Raw genomic sequence first — 21360 nt, forward strand, 5'->3', positions numbered from 1 at the left:
ATTTATCTGTGAAGAGTGACATGATATCCTTGGATACTGAGGCTGCTGATTTTACAGCAATATAGAGACACTACCATTGCAGGTTCATATAACCTGCCAGGATCTTCCACATGAAAAGTACAGACAGCGGAATATAATTCAATCATCGAATGACACCAGGAAAAACCCGGGTAATCCGATATCAGGATTTCCTGAACAGTTCTTCAAGGACTGTTGTCCCGAGGATCCCTTCGGTCTCTTTCCGGTAGGTATCCCGCATCAGTCTGATCATCTTCTTACTGCCTTTTTTTGTCGTTACGATTCCTTCCCGTTCAGCTTTGATCACGAGATCTTCCTTCTCCATCATAGCAAATGTGCGGAGTACCAGATAGTGCGGAGTTCCGAGGAATTCCGCAAGCCTGCGGATAGTCGGGATTTTTATCCTGACTGAATTATCGGCAGCAAAGGAAATGACGATCGAACGCTCCAGCAACTGGATGCGGACAGCAGCATCAAAAAGGAGATCAACGGAAAGGTCTGCCATCGCTGATTTCACCGGACCCGTTTCATGCGCACACAGCGTAAAAAAATCCCCTGCGAATCCCGATATCCGGCACCTGCCGGACATTGTCTGCAGAAAAAAATTACTTTTTCTTCTTGTGTTCGTCAGCAACCGGCTTCATGAACACGACTTCTGCTTTTACATCCTTTGCGATCTGTTCGATCTCAAATTTCCGGAAATGGGTTGCCTCAACCTGGATCTCCCCGCCGGTGACGGCAACGATGCGGTACTTGGGGGACTCAACACCCTCGCCGACTTTCTGGCGCTCACGCACATAAATCTTCATGGTCTTTACCTCCATGCCAATACAAACCCGTGGCGTGTAAATCCTGCACGTCCGGTAATATCGGCTCTGATATACCAATTGGTTTACATGGACTTATAACTTTTGATGTTGATAGGCTAACCGGCTGATCATATGGCAAAACGGTTAGAACTGGAAAGCGGCCTGCGGGGCGAGACCCTTGTCAGGAAAGGGATAATGAAAGAGAGGCGGAAACCGTCCCCACAGATCCGGATCGCTCCGGATATCAATATCCTCAAGATCGGGGGCCATGGTGTCATTGATTACGGGCGGGAGGTGATGCACCCGCTCTGTACGGAGATCGGGGCGTTGTCAAAAAAGCACAAGCTCCTGATCGCCACAGGCGGGGGCGGACGGGTCCGCCACATCATGGACATAGGGATAGACCTCGGGATGCCCACCGGTGTGCTTGCCGAACTGGCCGGAAAGATCTCGGAGCAGAACGCGATCATGGTCTCGATCCTGTTGTCAAAATATGGCGGGACGCGGATCCATACCGGGGACCTTCTGGAACTCCCGATGCTCCTGAAACTGGGAATCCTGCCGGTCACCCATGGCACACCGCCGTACGGGCTGTATGAGCACCCGGCCCGGGGTGAGATGATCCCGCCCCACCGCACCGATACCGGTGCGTTTCTCATCGCTGAAGTACTCGGGGCAAGGAGCTGCATCATCGGCAAGAACGTCGACGGGCTCTATACCGAAGACCCACTGAAGAATCCCGATGCAGAGCTGATCCGGGATATCACAGCAAAAGAACTGATCCGGATGAACCTGGAGGATATGGTGCTCGAACCGATGGTTGTCGAACTCCTGAAAGACGCTGTCCATATCAGGGAAGTGCGGATCATCAACTGCCACAAGCGGGGCACTATCGAAAAAGCGATCAACGGCCGGAATATCGGGACTATCATCCGCGCCGAATAGATGCCCTCTTCTTTTATTCCCGTTCTGTTTCGGGAAAGAATTTTTCTCTCGCGCCGGTACCTGCAGGCAAATCTTCGACGGAAAAAGGGGAATGTCCCGGATAAAAGTAAATATAGTATATTTAACACAGATTTTTTATCATTCAACAAAGTAAGTTAACAGTGGTGTGTATCAATGGGTATCTGCTCGGATATCATGAACGATTTCGTGCTGCAGGAGATCAAGCGCATCTGGTCGAGTTACGACGGCTGGACTATCACTCCGAAAAAGAAGGGTTCCGGATACGATACGCTTGTGGTCCTCGAACGGTCGAACAACGGCCACAAGGAAATCACCAAGGCACTCGTTCTGTTTAAAAAGGAAGTGACGCTCGACATGCTGGACGACCTGACCCGGCCGGAGCCGGTCTTCGACGGCAGCCGCCCGCGCTATGACTATGCGGTCATCGTACCGGGCAATGCAGATACCTCTGCCCTGCCAAAAGATCTCAAGGTCTTTGTCATGAAGTCCTTTGCCTTTGAGGGCAAGGAATTGATCTGGCTCAAGAAGCCTGTCCGAAAGGCTGATGAACCGGCAAAGAAAGCTGGATAATCTTTTCTCTCTCTTTATCCCGGGAGCGCGGGAACCGGATCCCGGTAAAAAAAGGAGGAAACCCCTCCCGGTGATGGTTTATCGTCCGATGGTCAGATCCGTTTGTAGTATCTCATTGATCCGCAGGCACCGCAGCGGTCGCCTTGGAACAGGTAATCTGGCACGGTCTCCCAGCAGCAGGGGCAGGTAACTGACGTCCATTTCTTCTTCTTTATGACAGGAACCCGGACGTTCTCAAACGAGAGGATATCCCGGCCGGCCCGGAAGATCTCGTCCCGAAGGCGACCCTTCATGGTGTGCCTGTCATATGCCGGGCTGTTCGCGTACCATAAATCGATTGTCGGGAATTTTTTAAGTTTCTGAAGATCCACGTAAACCCGCACCGCATCCGCGGTTTCACTCTCGGTCGGTGTATTCAGGGTAATGGCAAACTTCCCTATGGGCACGACCCGGAGCCGGTTGTTTCCCGTGGTACAACGGGCAAGTATCTGGAGTGCATCGGGAAGGCACTTGGGCGTTTCGCAGATCGCATAGAGTTTCCTGTCCATGGAAACCCCGAGAAGCTCCAGTGCAAGGTCCACCATGAATGCCCCGATCAGGACGCCGGGCGCGGGATAGGTATGGAATTCCGACAGCCGGAGGATCTGCTCCTGGAGATCCGGTTTTATCCCGGCCTTCTTCATACCGGCCTTCAGCGCTTCCGGGGAGCATTCGTGGTGACCTGCTTGCATGAATATGCTTAGGCAGGTAATCTGATAAACATTTTATGAAAAGCAATCACTGGCACTAAACTGCAACGGCCGGACAGCTGCTTGCCTGACCGGGAGGACCGGCCTTCCACGTCCGCACCTATTCAGTCCGGCAGATGGCTGGCGGAAGGATACCCGAATGCCGCGAGCACGGACCGGGCATCCATACGCCTGCCTTCAGGCAGGGTTCCGGCAAGGGTGGAGAGCGATACCAGCGAAAGCGGGACCCTGACACCAAACATATCGGCCGCGGGGACCGGGAGGGTGTTGCCCTTCACATAGTTCCGCACGCTCCAGCGGTCAACGACAACGCCCATGTCGGCAAGGCAGGAGGAGACGCGGCCGTACGGCATCGTTTCCCCGAGTGTCCGGCAGAGGTCGATGACCGGGGACCCGATCCGGGTGTCCGGGTAAAACGGCTGGCCGGCATACGTGATCTGCCGGCAGTTCCGGCACCGGAATCGCCTGACAAGGACCGATATCACCCGTCTCTTTCCCCGGTCCGTGACAATGGCAAACTGTTTTCTCTTCACATCGTACCCGCCCGGTTCCCCGCCGCAGTGCGGGCAGGCTGCTGCCTCATCGAACAGGATCCCGTCGCATGCAACAATGGTCATCAGCACGAGATCGGCAAGCATCGGGGGGATCCTGGTTTTTTTCATGGCGTATTCTCCCGGCCCGGACAGCTTTTTCCGGGAACTGCATCTCCCGTTAAGGAAATCCTGTTAACGTTTCGGCCTCGCAGGTATATAAACCCACTTCTGTTCACCAGATTTTTGAAAAGTTTCACAACTCTTATATGTGATTTATGCAAACGTAATCTGTATAACAAGATTCACTTAACATTTCGGTTATGGAAACATGTTTTATAACAGGTTTCAGGTGTGAAGTTGGTGAATAGTGCATGAGTGATGAAGATTTACAGCTGAAGTATACACCTACAACGTGTCCCTACTGCGGGGTTGGCTGCGGCCTGAACCTCGTGTCCAGGGGTAATACGCTCGTTGGTGTCGAACCGTACAAGCGGTCCCCGATCAACGAGGGCAAGCTCTGCCCTAAGGGTGCGACCTGCTGGGAGACCGTCCAGAAACCCGGCCGGCTGACCAGGCCCCTGATCAAGAAGAACGGAAAGTTCGAGGAAGCCACGTGGGACGAGGCCCTTGACCTTATCGTCAGCAAGTTCACGGAGATCTCCAAAAAGGGCGGACCCAGGGCCCTTGGTTTCCAGACATCCTGCCGTACCGTGAATGAAGACTGCTACGCGTTCCAGAAGTGGGCCCGTTGCGGATTTTTAACCAACAACGTCGACAACTGCGCCCGCATCTGCCACGGACCTTCCGTTGCAGGGCTCTCGCTCTCGTTCGGTTCCGGTGCAGCAACGAACCCGTTCGAGGATGTCCTGAACTCGGACCTCATCGTCATGTGGGGCTCCAACGCCGTCGAGGCCCACCCGCTCGTCGGCCGCCGCGTCATGCAGGCCAAGAAGAAGGGCATTCCGGTCATTGTTGTTGACCCGCGCCGCAGCCCGACAGCACGGCTGGCCGACAAGTGGATCCAGTTCAACCCGTCGACCCACATCGCGCTTGCCAACAACATGATGTACTACATCATCAAGGAAGGACTCGAGGACAAGGAGTACATCAGGGAGCGGACGAAGGGATTCGACGACCTCAAGAAGGTTGTCGAGAAGTACGCCGATGCCACGAATATCCACGGTGTCCCGCAGGAGACCGTCCAGGAGTTCGCCCGCCAGTATGCGAATGCAAAGAACGCGGTGATCATCTACTGCCTCGGTATTACCGAACTGACCACCGGTACCGACAATGTCCGGTCCATGGGCAACCTTGCCCTGCTCACCGGCAACGTCGGCCGCCCCGGCGTTGGCGTCAACCCGCTCCGCGGCCAGAACAACGTGCAGGGCGCCTGCGACATGGGCGCGTACCCGAACGTCTTCTCCGGTTACCAGGCCGTTGCGGTATCTGAGAACCGTGCAAAGATGGAGAAACTCTGGTTCCTGAAGGAAGGTTCCCTGCCCGACTGGTACGGTGTCACTTTAACCGAGCAGATCAACCAGGCCGGCGACCCGATCAAGGCCATGTACTTCCTCGGCCTGAACCCCACGGTCTCTTACCCCGACTCAAACCACGTCAGGGCGCAGCTTCAGAAGCTTGACTTCTGCGTCATGCAGGATATCTACTGGAACGAAAGCTGCGAGTTTGCAGACGTTGTCCTGCCCGGCACCTGCTTTGCCGAGAAGGACGGCACGTTCACCAGCGGCGAACGCCGTGTCAACCGTGTCCGGAAGGCCGTTGACGGTCCCGGTGAGTCGAAGTACGACTGGGAGATCATCGCACTGCTCGCCAAGAAGATGGGACTCAAGGGCTTTGACTGGAAGTCCGCGAAGGATGTCTGGGACGACATGCGTGCATGCACCCCCGGCCTGTTCGGTGTAACCTACGAGAAGATCGAGAAGCCCGAGGCCATCCACTGGCCCTGCCCGACAATCGAGCACCCGGGAACCCCGATCCTCCACATCGGCAAGTTCTCCGCAGCCGACGGCAAGGGAACCATGTTCGGCCTCGAGTACCGCCCGCCCGCGGAGGTCGCTGATGCAGAGTACCCGTTCACCCTCATGACCGGTCGTATCATCTTCCACTACCACACCAGGACCCAGACCGACCGGAGCCAGACGCTGCACAACGATGTGCCCGAGAACTACGTCCAGATGAACACGCAGGACGCAAAGGAGCTCGGTATCAAGCCGTACGAGAAGATCAAGGTGATCAGCCGCCGTGGCGAATCCATCGCCATTGCACGCGTGACCGATGACCTTGCCCCCAAAGTCATGTACATGCCGATGCACTTCTACAAGGGTGCGAATCAGCTGACCAATACCGCCCTCGACCCGCTCTCCAAGATGCCGGAGCTCAAGCACTGTGCTGTCAAGGTAGAGAAGATCACGGAGGCCTGACCATGACCAAGAAAGGCGACATGCTCTACGCGTGGACCAATGATGCGGAGATCCAGAAGAAGGCCGAGCTCGGCGGTGCAGTTACCACCCTCTGGAAATACGCGCTCGAGTCCATGACAGTCGATGCGGTGCTCGCGGTCACGAAAGGCGTTGACCTGTACGATGCCGTGCCGGTCATCATCACCGACCCCAAGGACCTGGCAAAGACCGCCGGTTCGCTCCACTGCGGTACCCTGCTGATGGCAAAGCTCGTCAAGAAATTCCTTGACGGCGCACATGACAAGAAGATCGGCGTGACCGTCAAGGGCTGCGATGCGATGGCGTTCTACGAACTTGCCAAGCGTAAGCAGATCAGCCTCGACAACATCGTCATGATCGGCGTCAACTGCGGAGGATCGGTCAGCCCGGTCACTGCCCGCAAAATGATCAAGGAGAAGTATGAAGTTGACCCCGAGAAGGTTCACAAGGAAGAGATCGACAAAGGCCAGTTCATCATCGAGTACGAGGGAGGCCACAAAGGCATCTCCGTAGACGAGCTCGAAGAGGCAGGTTTCGGCCGCAGATCGAACTGCCGCCGTTGCAAGATGAAGATTCCCCGGCAGGCAGATCTTGCCTGCGGGAACTGGGGTGTCATCGGTCCCAGGGCCGGCAAGGCAACCTTTGTCGAGGTCTGTTCCGAGAAGGGTGCAGCGCTCGTTGACGGTGCGGTCAGGATGGGAATGATGGCAACCGAGCCGGCAAACGCCAAAGGCCTCGAGATCCGCGGGAAGGTCGAGAGTGCAATGTTCAAGCTCGGCGACAAGTGGCGCAGGCACGACTTCGAAGCTCTCGGCGAAGGCAAGGAGCGCCTGAAGAAGATCATGAGCGAGACCGCCCGGTGCATCAAGTGCTACCAGTGCATCGATGTCTGCCCGATCTGCTACTGCGTGGACTGTACAACCAAGAACCCGGCGTATGTCGCGCCCGGCCATCTCCCGGTTCCCTTCATGTTCCACCTGATCCGGTACGCCCACATCGCGGACTCTTGCGTGAACTGCGGCCAGTGCGAGGAGGTCTGTGCAGCCGAGATCCCCAACGCACTCTTCATGCACGCCCAGCAGGTCGAACTCGAGAAGATGTTCGGTCACGTGCCCGGTGTCAACATGGAACTCCCACTCATGGCGTATGTCGAGGAGAAGGAGGAGCGGTTACGCCTCCACAACACCGGCAGTGACATGATCTACGAGAACGTGTTCAACCCCTTCAACAGGAAGGAGCACTGATCTCCTTCGTCTCTTTTTTCGTCAGCCTCTCGCCTGAAATGTGGCAGGATAGTGCTGAACTGCCGGAGAAGGCACCTGACGCCCGGTAATGGCGGCAGGTATTACATATTTTACACCGTACATTCCTGTGAATTCAGGAGACTGGCATGAGCAGGACGAAAAAGGAATTCGCTGATTTCACAATCCTCATCGAAAAGGCACAGGAACTCGGCGCAGCGGATGCAAAGGTAATCCCTGCAGCCGACATCGTTGTCGAAGACCGCGTGCCCCTGAAGTGTCGGGCCGGCTGCAAATCATACGGCACAAAGCTGACCTGCCCGCCATATGTCCCAACTCCTGATGAGTTCCGGAAGATCCTGTCAGAGTACCGGTACGCCCTGCTCGTGAAGTTCATCTCGCCCGCGGTCGCGGAGCCGGATGTGATCTGCTCAATCTACAAATACTGGCTCGACCCGGCAGCGCCGGCCGACAAGAAGGAGCAGGCCACGAAGTTCTGGCAGGATCATTTCAACGGCACCGGCACGTTCGCCCCGATGATGCTCGAGCTCGAACGGACGGCGTTCAATGCCGGCAACCCGTTCGCGCTCGCGTTCGTCAACGGTTCGTGCCGGCTCTGCGAGACATGCAACGTGAAGGCCGGTATCTGCGTCCATCCCACGCAGGCCCGGATCCCCGAGCATGCGGTCGGTATCAACATGGTGAAGACCGCGGAGAAGGCGGGGATGCCGATCCGGTTCCCGGTGCAGGGGCACCCGGAGCTGATGGCGCTCCTGCTGATTGACTGAAAATACGTGCTTGAGAATACCTGCGAGGCGTAGAATTGGATAGTGATGGAACCACGGGCGCTCGCGGTCTGTCGAACCTCGTAATTCCCTTTGGGCATTGTGAGAAGGATTTTCGATGAATATCATAGCATAGATAAACGACGGGGCTGATGCCCCCATACCCCATTACGATAGTTGCCGCCGCAACCCGCGGGGGCGCTCCTGCCGGCGGCCTTCAACGAACGTTTCCCGGAACCTGCTCTGTCCCCGCTGTGCCTCGGAGAGGCCCTGAGGAGAGAGAGCCCTCATAAATATCCAGATTTCATATGATTATCATCATCCAGGAATGAACTCCAGTTCACGTTCGTTTCTACGAGCGTAATAAAAACTTAAAACGAGAGGTCCGGAACAATGAACGATCAGGAAAATCCATTCCGGTAGCAGATGAACACCGGCGGGCTGGAAACCTACGAGAAGGATATCGTTTCGACTTTGATGGCAGACTGGGTGCCCGATTTCATAACGGCCGGGAATATCGGTCCGGAAATAAGGTGCTGGACGCTGCCTGCGGCACCGGGATCGTGGCGGTGGATCTCAATGAATGGATGCTCCGGGTTGGCCGGCACTGCACCGCCCGCGAAGGCACAACAACCATCGAATGGTATCAGAGCGATATCACCCGGATGCCGGTTTCCGATGGCGAATTCGACATGGTCCTGTGCCAGCAGGGGCTCCGGTTCTTCCCGGACAAGGCAGCGGCCCTGCAGGAGATGGCCCGGGTGCTTGCACCGGGAGGAAGGCTTGCCCTGAGTGTCTGGGGCCGTGCCGAGAAGAGCCCGCACGTGGGCATCATCTGTGACGTGTTCCGGGATTATTTCGGGGAAGATTCGACAACCATTTTCAAGGTTGCATGCTCGCTCTCCGATCCCGCAGTGCTGCGTAACCTTGCCGGGGACGCCGGTTTTACCGGCATCAGCATCCGCTCCGGTGTGAAGATCGCCCGCCATCCCTCGCCCGCTGAGCTTCTGCCCGCGTACTTCTCGGCGTTTCCGGTTGCCGCACAGATATCGGCATTGCCGGAGGAGGAGCGGGACGGGATGTTCCGCTGCATGATGACGCAGCTGGTGCCCTCCACGGAGAACAACGGGCTTGCCGTGCCAACGGAAAATATCCCCCAGACTGCGGAAAAGGAGTAACCCCGCTTTCTGATGAGCGATATATCCATGATCCGGGCGGGAACCTCCATCGGAATCTGAACCGGAAAAACGCCGTCACATGCATTCGGGGTTGCGCACCCGGGGCACGCTTTCTTATAGGCTGAGCGCGATGAAGCCATGAGGAAGCCACTATGACCAGATACCCGCTGAAACCGGCCGACCGGGTCGAGATCATCGTCCTGGTCGATAATTATACCGATTCGCTGAAAATACCGGATACTCCCGTTGACCGCAGGCCGCCGTACGACCCGGGGCGCCATCTCCTTGCAGAGCATGGCTTCTCCTGTCTTGTCCGGGTCTTTGCAAAAAAGAAGGAGCATGCGATCCTGTTCGATGCCGGGCTCTCCTGTGAGTGCCTGCCGTGGAACCTCCGGCAGCTGGGGCTCTCCGCTGCCGGAATAGAGGCTGTTGTCCTGAGCCACGGCCACTACGATCACACCGGCGGGCTTGGGCTTGCGGTCAGCGGTGCGGGGCACCAGGTTCCTCTCATCGCCCACCCTGATGCGTTTCTCCCGCGACGGCGGAACGTTCCTGCCACGGGAATAACCGTTCAGCCGCATCCGGATGCGGCAGCGCTGAAAAAAGCAGGGGCCGATATCAGGATGTACAGTGAACCAACGCCGCTCGCTGCCGGCCACCTGCTCGTAACCGGCGAAGTGGAACGGATAACAGCGTTCGAAAAAGGACTGCCGGGATTTGAGATCGAGAAGGACGGCCGGTGGATCCCTGATCAGTATCTGGACGACCAGGCGCTGGTGATGAACGTTGCGGGCAAGGGCCTCGTTGTGATGAGCGGGTGCGCCCACGCCGGGATCGTTAATACCGTGGAGTATGCACGGAAGATCACCGGTACGAATCATGTCCACGCGGTTCTTGGCGGGTTCCACCTCAACGGCAAGGCTTTTGAATCTGTCATCCCGCCGACCATTGATGCGCTGAAAAAGATCGGCCCTGATTACATTGTCCCGATGCACTGCACCGGGTGGGACGCGATCAACCGGTTCCTGGCCGCGATGCCGGGGAAGTGCATCCTGAATACGGTGGGGACAACGTACGTGTTCTGAACCGGAACGGGGGGTCCTTTCGGGCCGAATCTCCAATCAGGAATATCCCCGATCTTTCCCGTCACGATCCGTTACTCCTGCATATTCTCCTGCGCATACTTTATTCTGAGTACCCGGTCAAAATGCTCTACGGCATCATGGTCAGTAAAAATCTGTACGTGAATCTCAGGAATCTGATCCGGCTCTGCCCGAGGCAGCCTTTTTCTCATGGTACCGGGCCTTTTTGCGATGAGGTATTTTTTGATCGTCTGCGGGTGCGGCCGTGCATCAATAAGAACCCGTTCGATCCGCTCCACCCGGTAGGGGAAGGACATGTACGTGCCGGAGTAATTCCGCTGCAAAAAGCCCGATATGGCCGAAGAGGCCGAAATGTCCAGAGAGAAATGCTCACGGATCTCGCGGACGGTAACCCAGCGCCGGGATTCCTCCGACTCTTCCATGAAACGTTCCAAAAGTTCCGGAACATCCGCGTTACGTACCATGCGCAGTTCCCGGATCGCGGGAATACCGCCGGACCACCGCTTGCGGATCGCGGTGCTTCAGGAGGTACCGGCACCTCTTTGGATCCGACGGAAGTTCCCTGTCCTCCCTCGTGATGTTCGCAACGATGTATGGGAACTGCCCGAAAGGCCCGTGCTCGAGCCTGCGCAGGAACCCGGAGAGCGTGTTGCACTGGTACCGGCTCAGGCCGAACCGTTCGCGAAGCTCCTGGACGGTGACCCATCGTTCCTCCATTCCCTGTTCCAGCATCCAGCCCTCCAGCAGCTCGGGGATTCCTTGATATTTGTTCATACCTGCAATCCTTTTCCCCTCTGGTCAGGACTCGACGCGTTTCTCCAGATTCTCCATGATGGCACCGAACGCTTTCCATGCCGGAGTATCTGCGTGGCGGAGCACGTAGGGGCGGCCTTCATCCCCGGCCTTCACCATTGCCGGATCGATTGGTATTGCCCCGAGATAGGGAACGTGAAGGTCCGCGGCTGCTTTTTCCCCTCCGCCCCTGCCGAACAGGTCGATGGTCCCGCCGCAGTGGGGGCAGACCATCCCGCTCATGTTCTCGATGATGCCGATGACCGGCAGTCCCAGTTTCTCGATGAATTTTACCGCCTTTTTTGCATCAATTACGGCAACGTCCTGCGGAGTGGTGACGATAACGGCGCCCTTCACGCCGGGAGCCAGCTGGGCGATTGTGAGCGCCTCATCTCCGGTCCCGGGCGGGAGATCTACGATCAGGTAATCAAGCGCCCCCCAGTTCACATCTTCGAGGAACTGGCGGATTGCCGCCATCTTCATCGGTCCCCGCCAGATGACCGGTGAGCTTGCATCCGGCAGCAGGAACCCCATGGACATGACCGCAAGGTTCCCGGTCACCCGGACTGGCTCTATGGTCCTGCCAAAGACTGTCGGGTGATGGTTTTCAATGCCCAGCATCGTGGGGATGCTGGGGCCGTGGATATCGAGATCGAGCAGGCCGACCTGCCTCCCGTGTCCGGCAAGCGCCGAGGCCAGGTTGGTCGAAACCGTTGATTTGCCAACGCCGCCCTTACCGCTCAGGACAAGGATGACATGATGTACGTCCATCGTCACTTTCGGGGGCAGCTCTTTCTGGGTAGGAACCGGTCCTTTCGTTTCAGGGATTTTCTTGTTTATTCTCGTTTTCATACTCTCAATCCATCCATGCATTTTCGAATTTCCCTTGCCCAACTCCTGGCAGTATCTTCTTCGTCAGGCTTGCGGGAGAGTTTTCCAGGATTCGTTCTCTGCACAGTTGCGGAGGATCTCATCAATAGCCTGCCGTACCGTTCCCGTATCGCTGAATTGATGAAGCGCAATGTTTGTCCCGGTCAGGAGGGCAGGCGCGTTCTCACCAATATCTCCGGTAATAACCGCGTCCAGCCCGTTGTTTTTCAGGAGCCGGACTGCGTTCTGCCCGATACGCGTATTGCTGATGACAAATCCGTTCCGTATCGCTTCCGTTTCTCCGGTATCGGAATCATAGAAGATAAAAAACGGCGCCCGTGCAAAATGGCGTTCGAACGCACTGTCCAGCGTCTTTCCCCGTGCCGTGATACAGATCTTCATCATCTGCCTCCGCTATTATTACTCATATGCGCATAAATAAGTTAAAACCTTTTGTCCGGGTCGACTACACTGATGGGCGGCGGTAGTATGAAAAGAGGATGCAGATCAGCTCATACTTAAAAAGATGTGGCGGCTGGAGACTGGTAAAAGTGCGGATTCGTGTCATCCCTCTTTCGTGTCCTCTGCAGTGATCTTCGCGAGTATCTCTTTTGCCGGCCCGATGTCGATAATCTTCCCGCCCCGCATCAGGGCGAGCCTGTCGCAGATGTCACTGACAAAGTCCATGTCGTGCGAGACGACGATAAAGGTCTCGTCCATTTCGTCCCGGGCATGCAGGATCGAGCTCTTGACGTCCTGCTTGGTTATCGGGTCCATCGTGCCGGTTGGCTCGTCGAGCACTACGATGCGAGGTTCTTTGATGAGCACCTGTGCGAGGGCAACGCGGTGCCGCTCGCCATCTGATAGTTCTCCCGGGAACCGGTTCAGGATTGCCCGGGCTTTCTCCTGGGAGAACCCTGCCATCTTCAGGGTGATGACCGCTTTACGTATCGCAAGCTCTTTGGGGAATTCGAGACCGATTGAGTCGGTCAGATTGTCGATGACTGTGCGGTGCGGGAAGAGATCATATTCCTGGTGAAGCAGGCCGATATATTCCTTGGCTCTCCCCCGCTCATCAACGCCGGGTTTTGTCATATCAACCCAGTCGTCTCCGATCAGGATGTTCATCTCACCGCTGGTGGGCTCGATGATACCGGCAATGATCCGGGACAGGGTGGTCTTGCCGGCACCGCTCTTGCCGATGATTCCGAAGATCTCTTTTTTTGCCACGTCGAATGTTACGGTATTGACTGCCCGGACCATGCCGCGGTCGACCGAGATATACCGTTTGGTCACGTCCCGGGCAGCGAGAATCTTGTCACCAAGTTCAACATTGTCTGCGTCAACCATCTCGCGATGATCCTTTGTAAAAGACCTGATAACGGACTTAGGGGAACCGATGGCTTGGATCTTCCCGTCTGCAAGGAGGATGGCGCGATCTGTCATATCCTCAATCGTCTGCGAGAAGTGGGAGGTGACAACCATGCCCATCCGGTTCTTCCGGGCCGCCTCGATAAGCATCCCATGAACGAGTTTTGCTGTTACAGGATCGAGCGTGCCGGTAGGTTCATCCGCAAAGAGCATGGCTGGGTTCTTGGCCAGCTGCCGGGCGAGGACAACACGCTGCTTCTCGCCGCCCGAGAGGTCGCGCGCGATGTGCATCATCCGGTGCGAGAGTTTCACCTGGTCGATGAGGTCCGCGGCACGGTTGATCGCGAGTTCCGGCGGGTAGCGTACGTCGTCAAGGGCATGGAGGACATTCTCGATCACCCGGTCGTCGCCATACAGGGCGAACGTGCGCTGGAACATGATCGCTGTCCGGTTCATGACCCTGGATTTCATTCCGTCCGTTTTCTCGTCCCAGAGATCCACTTCAACCGCATCGAGTGTTCCACCGCATTCCGGACATCTTCCGCCGGCCCGGCTCTGCACGTCCATGAAGGTACAGCGGTTGCAGGCAGCCATGTGGTACACGATCGATCCGGCAGTCGGCGGATCTTCGATGCCCCGGAGGAGGTGCATGAGCACGCTCTTGCCCGCACCGCTCCGGCCGATGATCCCGATGACTTCCCCTTCCGGGATCTCGAAAGATACGCTGTTCAGGACTCGGGTGTCCCCGTACTCCATGCACAGTTTCTGCACGCTGATGAATGGATCCGGCATGATCTCCCGCGCTCCCGGATTACGTTGCTTGCCGGTTCTCCGGCACCGGATTGTTGTGGCGGCCAGTCTCTTCCTGTATGCGGCCATCCTGCCCGCAGGGTCCCCTGCCCCGGCCGATAACCCGTCCGCGTTTCAGCGGTCCTTTCCCGTTAAAATTCGGCATTGCGCTTTCCTCGTTTCGCAGGGAATTATTACACATATGAGCATAAAGATTTAAGGATCAGGATCAAAAAAAGAACATGCGGCACGGGCGCCGGCATGCATCTCCCGGATGCCCTGAACAGCTCCGGCATGACGGGTCCCGCCCGCTCAGGAATTACAGAATTGTTCTTCGCTCACGCGTCACTGGTGCGCGGGCATTTCGGGCACCGGCCCTCTGCGGCTTTTGTGCAGCCGGCCATATTGATGCCCTTGCCGTTCACAAGCGCATCTGCGATCTTGCGCCGGGCCTCGTGCAGATCGCGCCATGCGGTCTTACGGGATACGCCAATCCGGGCTGCAGCTTCTTCCTGTTCGAGCCCTTCCAGGTCGATGAGACGGAGGAGTTCGATCTCGTCCGGCTGGAGCGAGACGCCCGGCCCCTCCTGTTCGCGGCAGCAGGGTTTATAACACCGGCACTCCGGGATGCCGACAATCGTGCGCCGAACGCGCGGCCGTCCCCGACGGGGACATCCGGGTGTTTCCTGATCTCCACCTGCCATAGGTTCTCCTGAGTAGTGTGTTTACGCAGAATGGATTAACCTGTTCATCACGGAGACCGGTATTTTACGGTTCCTGGATTGAGGATTTCTTCAGGTGAGGGACCATTTTGCGGATAAGGTACCTGCTGACGTTCCGGTACGGCTGGGCCGGGTCCCGGATCTTCTCGATCCGTATCACCCGGCAGGATGATGTGAACATCGGGTTCTTGTGGATCCTGTGCAGGATCCCCGAAATGAGATGTGTGTTGTTCCTCCCGATCCCGAAATACCTGCGGAATTCCTGTACCGTGAGCCACTGCTCGCCGCCTCCCCGCATTTCGATATACTCTTCAAGCAGGTCAAGGATTGCCGGCTGGCAGGACATACTCTGGACTTCACGGTAATTTACTGGCACCGCGGACCATGGCCGCAGTGGTGCCGGTTTGCCTTCCCGGCAGGGCCCGGTGCACAGCAGCAGCTCTCGCCGAACTTCTTCGGGGACGTGCATTCATCCCGGTGGCTGCGGCTGCCCGGCCGGTGCCAGTGCTGTTCTCCGCATACACAGGTATGCAGGGGCGTTATGTCGTCGCTGTCAGGAATATCTCTGGTTTCTGTGTGTGTGTCTTCTGGCATGTATTCATCCATCGTACAGTACCGTACGATAATTACTCATATGCGCATAAATCATTTAAAGGAATTGTCTGTGACAAGGCAAATCTCCGGAATAATCCTTATTGCCCGTGAAGTGAAGGATACTCCCGGAGATCAAATCCAAAGCCTCAACATCTTCCGTTCCCTACACTCCTGAATATCTAAATTGATCGGCACCGGAAACCATGATCCTCCAGTATTCCCCTTTCATCATCCCGCTCCTTGTCTCGGCTGCCATCACCGCTCTGCTCGCGATCCTGAGTTTCAAGCGACGGGACGACCCGGTCATTCCGCCGTTCATCCTCCTGATGAGCGCCACCACGCTCTGGGCTGCCGGCTATGCCGTCCAGCTCGCGAGCGCCGACCTCCCGACCAACCTCCTCGTTACCGCCATCCTCTACCCGGCCATCGTTACGACGCCTGTCGCGTGGCTGATGGTCGTGATCTGCTATACCGGTCACGAGCATGTCCTGAGCCGGAGGAATGCCGCGCTCCTCTTTGTCGTGCCGGCGATCGTCCTCGCGTTTCTCTACACGAACCCGTTCCACCACCTGTATTACACGGCATTCAACCCCGGGACCCTCGCAGGCGCTGTTGTCTGGGACTTCGTGCACGGCCCCCTCTTCTGGATCCAGGCGGTGTACGGGTACCTCTGCATCGGCGTTTCCATCATCCTCATTATCCAGCGGTTCTTCACGTCTCCTGCGATCCACCGGAGACAGATTCTCCTTCTCGGGCTTGCGGTCGGTATCCCGCTGCTTGCCAACCTGTTCTATGTATTCGGCCCTGATACCCTCCCGGGCATCGACATCACGCCCATCACCCTCACTGTCATGGGGATCCTGCTGGCAATCGGGATTTTCCGGTTCCGGCTCTTCACGCTCACGCCGGTTGCCTACCCGCTCATCTTCACTGCCATCGAGGATGCGGTCATCGTCCTCGACCGGAACGACCTTGTCAGCGATATCAATCCCGCGGCCCGGAAGTTCCTCCCGGCCGGCAGCCGCTCACCTGTCGGCGAACCTGCAAAAGAGGTCCTCCCCCCTGAAATTGCAGAGATCCCGTCCTGCGAAGGGGACGCAGAGCGGGATGTCCGGCATGTCGTGATTGCGGGAAGCGACGGGATCCTGCGGGACTACGAGCTCACGTGCCGGCCGATCCCGAACCTTGTTGGCGGCAGCAGCGGGAAGCTCATCATGCTCCGCGACGTGACCGAGAAACGGAAGGCCCGTACCGCGGTCGAGAGGGCGAACCGGAAACTGAATCTCCTCTCCAGCATCACCAGGCACGACATGCTGAACAAGCTCACTGCCCTCGGGGGATTTCTCGACCTGGCGCTGGTGGAAAAGGACCCGGCGGCACTGAGGCGCTACCTCGTGTCCATGGAGAAGATCACCCGGGTCTTCCAGCAGGAGCTGGAATTTACCCGGGACTACCAGGACCTCGGGGTCCATGAACCGGTCTGGCAGGACGTTGAGGCGCTCATCCGTGCAAAGGCCGCGACCCTCCCGGTCAGTTCCATCCGCCTGTCACTCGATATCCGTCCTGCGGGGCTTGAGATCTATGCCGACCTGCTCCTGGAGAAGGTGTTCTACAACCTGATCGACAATGCCCTTCGGTATGGCGGGAATGGTATGACGGAGATATGGATCACCTCCCGGGAGGAGAACGGGAACATTCTCCTTACGTTTGCCGACAACGGTTCAGGCATTCCCGTGGAGGACAAACCGCGGCTCTTCACAAAGGGATTCGGGAAGAACACGGGTCTCGGCCTCTTCCTCTCGCAGGAGATCCTCTCCATTACCGGCATCACCATCACGGAGAACGGCGAACCGGGGAAGGGTGCCCAGTTCGTGATCACGGTGCCGGCAGGGATGTACCAGATCCGGAAAAACGATCCCGGACGGCAGCCGTGATCTTTACGCTCCTCTCACCCACGATTTTTTCGAATCATAGCCACTACAAGGAAAAACCATCGATATGTGAGGGGAAAGGACATCGTGAACCTGGCTGCACGATGGTTCCTCCTCCATATCCCGGAGCTGCGTGAAAAAAGGGACACTGGCAGGGAAAAAAGAGCGGCGGGGGACGATCTGGTTATGATTTCACACTGAGAGTGTTCTTTTCTTATCAGCCATCAGATGAACTGTCGTTCAGGTCCCCGCGCGTTCGGATACGCACCGGCATCACTTCCCTTCGCACCCGCAGCCCCGCTCCTCCGGTTCCGATGAAGAACCGCAACACGTGCTCTCGTCCCCGCCGCAGCTGCACTCCGTGTCCATGTCCTTTCCCCGTAGGGCTGCCGCAATCATCGCCCATGCGCAGCCTACGCCGCTCTGCACGGTGATGGCTTGCACGGGGCAGTTGAGCGCACAGGCACCGCATTCCATGCAGGCCGCGGGCCGGGCCATTTCAACATGCTCCCTGCCTTCCGTAAAAACCGCATGCGGGCAGACCTGCAGGCAGCGCCGGCAGTTTATACACTGGACGGGATTGAACTTCAGGCTGTTTTCTGTATACGAGTCAAGCATATCAGATCGCCCCCACCATCTTTCCGATTCCGAGCGCAAGTGCAAAAAGCGATCCGGCAACCAGCATCACTGCCATGAGAGGGACATACCGGAATATCTCCTTCTTCACCCCGGTCCGGGATGTAAAGGTGGTGCTGCCCGTGAAGTTGAGGGCAAGGTACGCGGTGATCGCTGGTATGATGAGGAGTGCGGCTGCCGCCCCGAATACCGCTGCCCATACCGGGACCCCGGCTGTCGTGCCGAATACATATACGAAGGGGGTTGCGACAATCAGTCCCAGTATCATCCCTTTTGACGAGAAGTCGTGCGTGGGGATGAACGGAAGCAGGGCGGGGAACAGGATGGTCCCGGCAAGGACGGCGGCAATGATCGCCAACGCTGCAACCGGTCCGGCAAGGAACCAGAGCACAGCCGCAGCAATGGCTGTCGGGAGCGCAGCATGCACGAACTCCACCGGTGTCAGGACCAGCCGGTCCGTGAGCGGGAACTCCACCCGGCGCATGGCCGGCGTTGCCGTGTGTGTCTTCAGGTACTCCGGCAGGTCGCGTGCCCGCACCGGGCCGTACTCCACCATGAATCCGGACTTCCGCAGCACCTCCGGCCACGAGATCCCCGGCGCACCCAGCTGCGGGACGATGATCTTCCTGTGTGTGACGACCGTATCAAGGCCCGCGGCCTTTATCCGCTTCACCAGCTCCGCTGAGCCGAACGTTCCCTTTCCTGCAGCGCACCAGACATTGATCCCCTTCGTGTCGAGCACGAGGATCCAGGCATCAATACCTGCGAGGGCCGACCGGAGCGCATCGAAGCTGAGGGTGTAGTTGGCCGATGCAAAGACCGGTGATTCCGGCGTGGGATTCCCGAGACGGTACAGGCCGGGCTCCACCCGGTGCGCCTCCCGCTTCCAGCTCCAGCGGGCAAGGAAGTGGTCGAGCCGGTTTGCGAACGTGATCGTGCTGTCGGTTGTGCGGATCTCTTCCCTGCACGATTCTGTGGAGTGGCAGTCGCAGGATTGTTCCTGCAGTCCCGGTGAGCAGGAGCAGCAGGAACCGGATTGTTTGTTCGTATCCATGATGTCAGCCTCACGCATTGCCCTGCACGTCCATCAGCGGCCCGATGACATCCTTCACCATACCGCTGAGGTTCTCCACTTTGAGGAGCGCAAGGCAGCAGATACTGCCGTCCCGCTCCCAGCTGATCAGCGCGAGCTTGTCGCCGGTCTTTATTCCGGCCTTCTCCCGCACGTCTTTCGGCAGTACCATCTGCCCGCGTTCATCCACGCTCAGCACCGCCTCGACCCGGCAGCCTGAGTTGCAGGAGCATGACGGATCCTTCGGGTGTTTTGTTGCAGCCTCTCCTTTTCCGGGGGTCATGGTGAAATCTCACTACTATATGCGGCTTCCAATTATTTATACATTTCAGAAAAATCAGAAAAATCAAAAAAGTATTGCGGGTGTCCTGGTGCTAGTCCGGTACTCCCGTCAGACATACCGTCCCACGCGGCTGCAGTACTCCGCGTATTCCCGGCCGAACACATTCAGCAGGTGCTTCTCCTCTGCAAGTACGATCGCGTGGTGGACTGCGATAATGAATGCTCCCAGAAGGATGACGACCGGGTTCAGCGTATAGAGTGACGAAGCTGCGATGGTGGCAAACACTCCGACATACATCGGGTTCCGGGAGAGCCGGAACAATCCGTCCGTCCTGAGTTCTGTGCTCTCCTTCGCGCTCCCGAGGCGGAAGGAGTCGCCCAGCCTGAACCGGCCGGTGTACATCAGCAGGAATCCGAAGCCCCAGAGGCCCAGTGCAACGAGCCGGAGGATTTCAGGAACTTCGACAAAGGAGAGGCTGACGCCCCAGCTCTGCACCACCATCGCGCCCCAGAGGGCAAGGATGGAATACTTGCTCGTGTAAAACACGGTCCGGTTGATCGGAGCCGTACCGTCCTGCTCGATGTTCTTTCGCCGGGACAGCAAACCCCCGCCGAACAGGATGATCAAAAAGCCGGCCGGAAGTATCGTGACAAGTGCAGCTTCAATCATGGTTGTCTGACCCTGTTTCGTCCCCTTGTCTTCTTCAGGCAGCCTGCCGGGAGAATCCCCGGACCAGGAACCAGATGCCGGTAAGGATAAGGAATCCCGCAAGAGCATACGGCCAGACATCCACCGGCGCCCAGACAACACTGATCCCGGTGAAGGCCAGGAACGTCCCGATGAGGAGCGTTGTCACGTTCGCTCCTGCCGCCCGGATGCTTTCCCCGGCCCGGGATTTCCTGACATGGGCGAGCAGTTCTGCCCCGATGAGGCCGAGCCCGAGGCCGACAAGGAAGCCTGAGAACAAGTGATCCAGAAGAATCCCGATACCAAGACCGATCAGGATCCCGGCAGGGATGACAAATCCGCTGTGGGCTTGCTCCCCGGGTTCTGCGAGGCCGCTTTTGAGTTCAATCCGCTTTGCATCAGTCATTTCAGCACAGTTTTCTGTTTTCATGGTTCACACCTCTGGAAACCTGATCATGAAAAGGCCGGCAGGGACGTTATGGATTGAGCCATACATGGAGGGGCGTATATTATATCATGTCCCGCATACCAGATCGGCTCATGAAGAAGATGACGGTCAGGCTCTCTTCGGATATCTTCGATTACTGCAAATCCTATGGCCAGGTCATCGAACGGTTTGAGGTGATCTCGCTCTTCAACATGGTGGATGAGATGCACAGCGAAGTGTGCAAATTCACCATAAAGGAAGGGATCCCGGTTGACCAGATCAGCTGTAACTATGTCTCGAACCTGATCGTGCTCCAGCAGAAGGGCCGTGAATATACCTGTCTTGTCAGGGGGATGTTCTCCGATGATATCACGAAGTTCGTCCGCACCTATGGATCCCGGATGGAACACCCGATCGTATTCGAGAACGACTGCCTGACGTTCAGCATGGTCGGGGACCCGGACGATCTCAATATGTTCGTGAAGGACGCTGCGGAGAAGGGGTGGGGCCTTGATGTCCTCTCGGTCTGCGATTACATTCCGGTAATCAGCGGGATCTTTGATATCCTCACGCCCAAGCAGCGGGAGATCCTGCTGGAGTCGTACCGGCAGGGATTCTTCGAGCATCCCCGGAAGATCAATGCCGGCGAGCTGGCCGAGAAGATGGGCATGCACAAGACCACGCTCCTCGAGCACATCCACAAGGCGGAGAAACGGCTGATCGGGCATATCCTTGCACAGGTTGCCTGATCTTTTTTGGAAATCAGTCTTCAATCCCG

The 21360-nt window shown here is 57.2% G+C and carries 26 protein-coding genes; 9 read left to right on the forward strand and 17 right to left on the reverse strand.

Going from position 1 to position 21360, the window contains the following annotated elements:
• Positions 1-181: 181 nt before the first annotated feature.
• Entirely contained in the window at positions 182-523 is a 342-nt protein-coding gene (locus tag A4E33_RS02605) for a hypothetical protein (protein ID WP_292346122.1), read from the reverse strand.
• 100 nt (positions 524-623) lie between these two features.
• Positions 624-827, reverse strand: coding sequence for a hypothetical protein (locus A4E33_RS02610; RefSeq protein ID WP_292346123.1), 204 nt, complete (start codon positions 825-827; stop codon positions 624-626).
• A gap of 132 nt (positions 828-959) precedes the next feature.
• Between A4E33_RS02610 and A4E33_RS02615 the strand changes: the two genes are divergently transcribed.
• Complete coding sequence (locus tag A4E33_RS02615; RefSeq protein WP_292346124.1) at positions 960-1772, forward strand: uridylate kinase; 813 nt, start codon at positions 960-962, stop codon at positions 1770-1772.
• 195 nt (positions 1773-1967) lie between these two features.
• A complete protein-coding gene (locus A4E33_RS02620; protein WP_292346125.1) occupies positions 1968-2363 on the forward strand; it encodes a hypothetical protein in 396 nt (131 codons plus the stop codon).
• Positions 2364-2455: 92 nt separating this feature from the next.
• Here the strand turns inward: A4E33_RS02620 and A4E33_RS02625 are convergent, their stop codons facing one another.
• The gene (locus A4E33_RS02625; RefSeq protein ID WP_292346126.1) at positions 2456-3094 is read right to left on the reverse strand and encodes a formylmethanofuran dehydrogenase subunit E family protein; all 639 of its coding nucleotides are present in this window, start codon (positions 3092-3094) and stop codon (positions 2456-2458) included.
• A gap of 122 nt (positions 3095-3216) precedes the next feature.
• A complete protein-coding gene (locus A4E33_RS02630; protein ID WP_292346127.1) occupies positions 3217-3774 on the reverse strand; it encodes a hypothetical protein in 558 nt (185 codons plus the stop codon).
• Positions 3775-4016: 242 nt separating this feature from the next.
• Here A4E33_RS02630 and fdhF point away from each other — a divergent pair, with 242 nt between their 5' ends.
• From fdhF to A4E33_RS02655, 5 genes are all read left to right on the forward strand, one after another.
• The gene (gene fdhF, locus A4E33_RS02635) at positions 4017-6083 is read left to right on the forward strand and encodes a formate dehydrogenase subunit alpha (RefSeq protein WP_292346128.1); all 2067 of its coding nucleotides are present in this window, start codon (positions 4017-4019) and stop codon (positions 6081-6083) included.
• 2 nt (positions 6084-6085) lie between these two features.
• Positions 6086-7345 carry a Coenzyme F420 hydrogenase/dehydrogenase, beta subunit C-terminal domain gene (locus tag A4E33_RS02640; RefSeq protein WP_292346129.1) on the forward strand — a complete coding sequence of 420 codons (1260 nt, stop codon included), beginning with the start codon at positions 6086-6088 and terminating at the stop codon, positions 7343-7345.
• A gap of 146 nt (positions 7346-7491) precedes the next feature.
• A complete protein-coding gene (locus tag A4E33_RS02645) occupies positions 7492-8130 on the forward strand; it encodes a DUF2284 domain-containing protein (protein WP_292346130.1) in 639 nt (212 codons plus the stop codon).
• Between the two features lie 482 nt (positions 8131-8612).
• A complete protein-coding gene (locus A4E33_RS02650; protein WP_292346286.1) occupies positions 8613-9305 on the forward strand; it encodes a methyltransferase domain-containing protein in 693 nt (230 codons plus the stop codon).
• Positions 9306-9457: 152 nt separating this feature from the next.
• Complete coding sequence (locus A4E33_RS02655) at positions 9458-10390, forward strand: MBL fold metallo-hydrolase (RefSeq protein WP_292346131.1); 933 nt, start codon at positions 9458-9460, stop codon at positions 10388-10390.
• A gap of 71 nt (positions 10391-10461) precedes the next feature.
• On the opposite strand, the gene A4E33_RS02660 is transcribed toward A4E33_RS02655, so the two are convergent.
• The 8 genes from A4E33_RS02660 to A4E33_RS02695 all read right to left on the reverse strand — a co-directional run bounded on the left by A4E33_RS02660 (position 10462) and on the right by A4E33_RS02695 (position 15546).
• A complete protein-coding gene (locus A4E33_RS02660) occupies positions 10462-10872 on the reverse strand; it encodes a hypothetical protein (protein WP_292346132.1) in 411 nt (136 codons plus the stop codon).
• Entirely contained in the window at positions 10862-11182 is a 321-nt protein-coding gene (locus tag A4E33_RS02665; RefSeq protein ID WP_292346133.1) for a hypothetical protein, read from the reverse strand. Before A4E33_RS02665 ends, A4E33_RS02660 begins: the two co-directional genes overlap by 11 nt.
• Before the next feature lie 24 nt (positions 11183-11206).
• Positions 11207-12052, reverse strand: a complete 846-nt coding sequence (locus A4E33_RS02670; protein WP_292346134.1) for an Mrp/NBP35 family ATP-binding protein — start codon at positions 12050-12052, stop codon at positions 11207-11209.
• Between the two features lie 63 nt (positions 12053-12115).
• Positions 12116-12475, reverse strand: coding sequence for a NifB/NifX family molybdenum-iron cluster-binding protein (locus A4E33_RS02675; protein WP_292346135.1), 360 nt, complete (start codon positions 12473-12475; stop codon positions 12116-12118).
• A 159-nt stretch (positions 12476-12634) separates the two neighbouring features.
• On the reverse strand, positions 12635-14233 hold the full coding sequence (gene atwA, locus A4E33_RS02680) for a methyl coenzyme M reductase system, component A2 (RefSeq protein WP_292346136.1): 1599 nt from the start codon (positions 14231-14233) through the stop codon (positions 12635-12637).
• A gap of 335 nt (positions 14234-14568) precedes the next feature.
• Positions 14569-14934 carry a DUF134 domain-containing protein gene (locus A4E33_RS02685; RefSeq protein WP_292346137.1) on the reverse strand — a complete coding sequence of 122 codons (366 nt, stop codon included), beginning with the start codon at positions 14932-14934 and terminating at the stop codon, positions 14569-14571.
• Between the two features lie 64 nt (positions 14935-14998).
• Positions 14999-15298: a hypothetical protein gene (locus A4E33_RS02690; RefSeq protein WP_292346138.1), complete on the reverse strand. Its 300-nt coding sequence runs from the start codon at positions 15296-15298 to the stop codon at positions 14999-15001.
• A 20-nt stretch (positions 15299-15318) separates the two neighbouring features.
• Positions 15319-15546 carry a hypothetical protein gene (locus A4E33_RS02695; protein ID WP_292346139.1) on the reverse strand — a complete coding sequence of 76 codons (228 nt, stop codon included), beginning with the start codon at positions 15544-15546 and terminating at the stop codon, positions 15319-15321.
• 203 nt (positions 15547-15749) lie between these two features.
• Between A4E33_RS02695 and A4E33_RS02700 the strand changes: the two genes are divergently transcribed.
• Entirely contained in the window at positions 15750-17480 is a 1731-nt protein-coding gene (locus tag A4E33_RS02700; RefSeq protein ID WP_292346140.1) for a histidine kinase N-terminal 7TM domain-containing protein, read from the forward strand.
• Positions 17481-17750: 270 nt separating this feature from the next.
• Here the strand turns inward: A4E33_RS02700 and hgcB are convergent, their stop codons facing one another.
• The 5 genes from hgcB to A4E33_RS02725 form a co-directional block, all read right to left on the reverse strand.
• Entirely contained in the window at positions 17751-18095 is a 345-nt protein-coding gene (hgcB, locus tag A4E33_RS02705) for a mercury methylation ferredoxin HgcB (RefSeq protein WP_292346141.1), read from the reverse strand.
• Between the two features lies 1 nt (position 18096).
• Positions 18097-19167, reverse strand: coding sequence for a mercury methylation corrinoid protein HgcA (gene hgcA / locus A4E33_RS02710; protein ID WP_292346142.1), 1071 nt, complete (start codon positions 19165-19167; stop codon positions 18097-18099).
• Between the two features lie 10 nt (positions 19168-19177).
• Positions 19178-19468, reverse strand: coding sequence for an HgcAB-associated protein HgcC (gene hgcC, locus A4E33_RS02715; protein ID WP_292346143.1), 291 nt, complete (start codon positions 19466-19468; stop codon positions 19178-19180).
• 108 nt (positions 19469-19576) lie between these two features.
• The gene (locus tag A4E33_RS02720) at positions 19577-20137 is read right to left on the reverse strand and encodes an isoprenylcysteine carboxylmethyltransferase family protein (protein ID WP_292346144.1); all 561 of its coding nucleotides are present in this window, start codon (positions 20135-20137) and stop codon (positions 19577-19579) included.
• Between the two features lie 34 nt (positions 20138-20171).
• Complete coding sequence (locus tag A4E33_RS02725; RefSeq protein ID WP_292346145.1) at positions 20172-20585, reverse strand: hypothetical protein; 414 nt, start codon at positions 20583-20585, stop codon at positions 20172-20174.
• A 110-nt stretch (positions 20586-20695) separates the two neighbouring features.
• Here A4E33_RS02725 and A4E33_RS02730 point away from each other — a divergent pair, with 110 nt between their 5' ends.
• A complete protein-coding gene (locus A4E33_RS02730) occupies positions 20696-21331 on the forward strand; it encodes a helix-turn-helix domain-containing protein (RefSeq protein WP_292346146.1) in 636 nt (211 codons plus the stop codon).
• The last annotated feature ends 29 nt before the right edge of the window (positions 21332-21360 follow it).

The organism is Methanoregula sp. PtaB.Bin085 (assembly GCF_002067035.1).
In the GTDB taxonomy this organism is placed as follows: domain Archaea; phylum Halobacteriota; class Methanomicrobia; order Methanomicrobiales; family Methanospirillaceae; genus Methanoregula.

Coding starts and splice junctions, on each gene's coding strand:
- A4E33_RS02605 (WP_292346122.1), bottom strand. CDS start 523: ATGGCAGACCTTTCCGTTGATCTCCTTTTTGATGCTGCTGTCCGCATC.
- A4E33_RS02610 (WP_292346123.1), bottom strand. CDS start 827: ATGAAGATTTATGTGCGTGAGCGCCAGAAAGTCGGCGAGGGTGTTGAG.
- A4E33_RS02615 (WP_292346124.1), top strand. CDS start 960: ATGGCAAAACGGTTAGAACTGGAAAGCGGCCTGCGGGGCGAGACCCTT.
- A4E33_RS02620 (WP_292346125.1), top strand. CDS start 1,968: ATGAACGATTTCGTGCTGCAGGAGATCAAGCGCATCTGGTCGAGTTAC.
- A4E33_RS02625 (WP_292346126.1), bottom strand. CDS start 3,094: ATGCAAGCAGGTCACCACGAATGCTCCCCGGAAGCGCTGAAGGCCGGT.
- A4E33_RS02630 (WP_292346127.1), bottom strand. CDS start 3,774: ATGAAAAAAACCAGGATCCCCCCGATGCTTGCCGATCTCGTGCTGATG.
- fdhF (WP_292346128.1), top strand. CDS start 4,017: ATGAGTGATGAAGATTTACAGCTGAAGTATACACCTACAACGTGTCCC.
- A4E33_RS02640 (WP_292346129.1), top strand. CDS start 6,086: ATGACCAAGAAAGGCGACATGCTCTACGCGTGGACCAATGATGCGGAG.
- A4E33_RS02645 (WP_292346130.1), top strand. CDS start 7,492: ATGAGCAGGACGAAAAAGGAATTCGCTGATTTCACAATCCTCATCGAA.
- A4E33_RS02655 (WP_292346131.1), top strand. CDS start 9,458: ATGACCAGATACCCGCTGAAACCGGCCGACCGGGTCGAGATCATCGTC.
- A4E33_RS02660 (WP_292346132.1), bottom strand. CDS start 10,872: ATGGTACGTAACGCGGATGTTCCGGAACTTTTGGAACGTTTCATGGAA.
- A4E33_RS02665 (WP_292346133.1), bottom strand. CDS start 11,182: ATGAACAAATATCAAGGAATCCCCGAGCTGCTGGAGGGCTGGATGCTG.
- A4E33_RS02670 (WP_292346134.1), bottom strand. CDS start 12,052: ATGAAAACGAGAATAAACAAGAAAATCCCTGAAACGAAAGGACCGGTT.
- A4E33_RS02675 (WP_292346135.1), bottom strand. CDS start 12,475: ATGATGAAGATCTGTATCACGGCACGGGGAAAGACGCTGGACAGTGCG.
- atwA (WP_292346136.1), bottom strand. CDS start 14,233: ATGCCGGATCCATTCATCAGCGTGCAGAAACTGTGCATGGAGTACGGG.
- A4E33_RS02685 (WP_292346137.1), bottom strand. CDS start 14,934: ATGGCAGGTGGAGATCAGGAAACACCCGGATGTCCCCGTCGGGGACGG.
- A4E33_RS02690 (WP_292346138.1), bottom strand. CDS start 15,298: ATGTCCTGCCAGCCGGCAATCCTTGACCTGCTTGAAGAGTATATCGAA.
- A4E33_RS02695 (WP_292346139.1), bottom strand. CDS start 15,546: ATGCCAGAAGACACACACACAGAAACCAGAGATATTCCTGACAGCGAC.
- A4E33_RS02700 (WP_292346140.1), top strand. CDS start 15,750: ATGATCCTCCAGTATTCCCCTTTCATCATCCCGCTCCTTGTCTCGGCT.
- hgcB (WP_292346141.1), bottom strand. CDS start 18,095: ATGCTTGACTCGTATACAGAAAACAGCCTGAAGTTCAATCCCGTCCAG.
- hgcA (WP_292346142.1), bottom strand. CDS start 19,167: ATGGATACGAACAAACAATCCGGTTCCTGCTGCTCCTGCTCACCGGGA.
- hgcC (WP_292346143.1), bottom strand. CDS start 19,468: ATGACCCCCGGAAAAGGAGAGGCTGCAACAAAACACCCGAAGGATCCG.
- A4E33_RS02720 (WP_292346144.1), bottom strand. CDS start 20,137: ATGATTGAAGCTGCACTTGTCACGATACTTCCGGCCGGCTTTTTGATC.
- A4E33_RS02725 (WP_292346145.1), bottom strand. CDS start 20,585: ATGAAAACAGAAAACTGTGCTGAAATGACTGATGCAAAGCGGATTGAA.
- A4E33_RS02730 (WP_292346146.1), top strand. CDS start 20,696: ATGAAGAAGATGACGGTCAGGCTCTCTTCGGATATCTTCGATTACTGC.